General features: G+C 52.4%; 2 rRNA genes. Both read left to right on the top strand.

The annotated features are described in order from the left end of the window. Window positions 1-232 precede the first annotated feature (232 nt). Window positions 233-3,111, top strand: a 23S ribosomal RNA gene (locus FSO04_RS44880). A 204-nt stretch (window positions 3,112-3,315) separates the two neighbouring features. Next, window positions 3,316-3,428: ribosomal RNA gene (gene rrf, locus FSO04_RS44875) — 5S ribosomal RNA — on the top strand. Window positions 3,429-3,433 lie beyond the last annotated feature (5 nt).

The following is a 3,433-nucleotide window of genomic DNA, read 5'->3' as shown; positions in this document are numbered from 1 at the left end:
ATATCGGCTGTCGTTCTTTAACAATCAGGAAGAAGTAGTAAAGAGATTCACGAAAGCATACTTAGAGATGGGTGTGTGAGTAGGTGAATCAGGGTTGTGATTGTATCAATGTATGAAAAGAGAGATCGAAAGATCGCTTTTGGAATACGGCGCAACACGAATACTCAACCTGTAGCGAGTGTGGCGCACGTGTCATTCCCAGTGGATGGCACATGAGACACACCCGTTATAGGGTCAAGCGAACAAGTGCATGTGGTGGATGCCTTGGCGATCACAGGCGATGAAGGACGCGGTAGCCTGCGAAAAGCTACGGGGAGCTGGCAAACGAGCTTTGATCCGTAGATGTCCGAATGGGGAAACCCACTCCTTATGGAGTATCCGTAGCTGAATACATAGGCTACGTGAAGCGAACGCGGTGAACTGAAACATCTAAGTAACCGCAGGAAAAGAAATCAACCGAGATTCCCAGAGTAGTGGCGAGCGAAATGGGACCAGCCTGTACTCTTTATTCTTACTGTTAGCCGAAAGCTCTGGAAAGTGCTGCCATAGCAGGTGATAGCCCTGTAGGCGAAAACAGTTTGAAAGAACTAGGTGTACGACAAGTAGGGCGGGACACGTGAAATCCTGTCTGAAGATGGGGGGACCATCCTCCAAGGCTAAATACTCGTGATCGACCGATAGTGAACCAGTACCGTGAGGGAAAGGCGAAAAGAACCCCGGGAGGGGAGTGAAATAGATCCTGAAACCGCATGCATACAAACAGTCGGAGCCTCGTAAGGGGTGACGGCGTACCTTTTGTATAATGGGTCAGCGACTTACATTCAGTGGCAAGCTTAACCGATTAGGGCAGGCGTAGCGAAAGCGAGTCCGAACAGGGCGTTCAGTCGCTGGGTGTAGACCCGAAACCAGGTGATCTATCCATGGCCAGGATGAAGGTGCGGTAACACGTACTGGAGGTCCGAACCCACTAACGTTGAAAAGTTAGGGGATGAGCTGTGGATAGGGGTGAAAGGCTAAACAAACCTGGAAATAGCTGGTTCTCTCCGAAAACTATTTAGGTAGTGCCTCGTGTATCACCTTCGGGGGTAGAGCACTGTCATGGTTGTGGGGTCCATTGCGGATTACTACGCCATAGCAAACTCCGAATACCGAAGAGTGCAATCACGGGAGACAGACATCGGGTGCTAACGTCCGGTGTCAAGAGGGAAACAACCCAGACCGCCAGCTAAGGTCCCCAAATATTGCTAAGTGGGAAACGAAGTGGGAAGGCTAAAACAGTCAGGAGGTTGGCTTAGAAGCAGCCATCCTTTAAAGAAAGCGTAATAGCTCACTGATCGAGTCGTCCTGCGCGGAAGATGTAACGGGGCTAAGCAATATACCGAAGCTGCGGATGCACATTTATGTGCATGGTAGGAGAGCGTTCCGTAAGCCTGCGAAGGTGCATTGAAAAGTGTGCTGGAGGTATCGGAAGTGCGAATGCTGACATGAGTAGCGATAAAGGGGGTGAAAGGCCCCCTCGCCGTAAGCCCAAGGTTTCCTACGCAACGTTCATCGGCGTAGGGTGAGTCGGCCCCTAAGGCGAGGCAGAAATGCGTAGCTGATGGGAAGCAGGTTAATATTCCTGCACCATTGTTAAATGCGATGGGGGGACGGATCGCGGAAGGTTGTCCGGGTGTTGGAAGTCCCGGTCCTTGCATTGGAGAAGGCGCTCAGGCAAATCCGGGCGCGGAATTCAAGGGTGCGAGGCCATTCACTTCGGTGAAGAAGCAACTGGAAGTGGTTCCAAGAAAAGCCTCTAAGCTTCAGTTTAACAAGACCGTACCGCAAACCGACACAGGTGGGCGAGATGAGTATTCTAAGGCGCTTGAGAGAACTCGGGAGAAGGAACTCGGCAAATTGGTACCGTAACTTCGGGATAAGGTACGCCCCTGTAGCTTGACTGGCCTGCGCCAGGAGGGTGAAGGGGTTGCAATAAACTGGTGGCTGCGACTGTTTAATAAAAACACAGCACTCTGCAAACACGAAAGTGGACGTATAGGGTGTGACGCCTGCCCGGTGCCGGAAGATTAAATGATGGGGTGCAAGCTCTTGATTGAAGTCCCGGTAAACGGCGGCCGTAACTATAACGGTCCTAAGGTAGCGAAATTCCTTGTCGGGTAAGTTCCGACCTGCACGAATGGCGTAACGATGGCCACACTGTCTCCTCCCGAGACTCAGCGAAGTTGAAGTGTTTGTGATGATGCAATCTCCCCGCGGCTAGACGGAAAGACCCCATGAACCTTTACTGTAGCTTTGCATTGGACTTTGAACCGATCTGTGTAGGATAGGTGGGAGGCTATGAAGCGTGGACGCCAGTCTGCGTGGAGCCGTCCTTGAAATACCACCCTGGTTTGTTTGAGGTTCTAACCTTGGTCCGTGATCCGGATCGGGGACAGTGCATGGTAGGCAGTTTGACTGGGGCGGTCTCCTCCCAAAGTGTAACGGAGGAGTACGAAGGTACGCTAGGTACGGTCGGAAATCGTGCTGATAGTGCAATGGCATAAGCGTGCTTAACTGCGAGACCGACAAGTCGAGCAGGTGCGAAAGCAGGTCATAGTGATCCGGTGGTTCTGTATGGAAGGGCCATCGCTCAACGGATAAAAGGTACTCTGGGGATAACAGGCTGATACCGCCCAAGAGTTCATATCGACGGCGGTGTTTGGCACCTCGATGTCGGCTCATCTCATCCTGGGGCTGTAGCCGGTCCCAAGGGTATGGCTGTTCGCCATTTAAAGAGGTACGTGAGCTGGGTTTAAAACGTCGTGAGACAGTTTGGTCCCTATCTGCCGTGGGCGCTGGATATTTGAAGGGGGCTGCTCCTAGTACGAGAGGACCGGAGTGGACGAACCTCTGGTGTACCGGTTGTCACGCCAGTGGCATCGCCGGGTAGCTATGTTCGGAAGAGATAACCGCTGAAAGCATCTAAGCGGGAAACTCGCCTTAAGATGAGATATCCCCGGGGCTTCGAGCCCCTTGAAGGGTCGTTCAAGACCAGGACGTTGATAGGTCAGGTGTGGAAGCGCAGTAATGCGTTAAGCTAACTGATACTAATTGCCCGTAAGGCTTGATCCTATAACAGGTGTGTTTCGTTTCGGGTTAGCGCTTTAGCGCCTAGCCGAAACAACCCCCGCAGGGGGCAACACACAGGTTGAGATCAGTGTTGTGCAGTACAAGCACAGCCCGATGTAATACCGAGAGGCATCCTCTCAGCTACTTCTTCCAGATTGGTTGTGTTGGCCCGGGTTTCAAACCCACCCAGCACGACAACAAGTCATGCCTGATGACCATAGCGAGTCGGTCCCACCCCTTCCCATCCCGAACAGGACCGTGAAACGACTCCACGCCGATGATAGTGCGGATTCCCGTGTGAAAGTAGGTAATCGTCAGGCTCCCC

Source organism: Paraburkholderia madseniana (genome assembly GCF_009690905.1).
Lineage (GTDB): Bacteria > Pseudomonadota > Gammaproteobacteria > Burkholderiales > Burkholderiaceae > Paraburkholderia > Paraburkholderia madseniana.
Note: the sequence above shows the minus strand (reverse complement) of the source record. Positions and strands in the feature narration are given on the sequence as shown.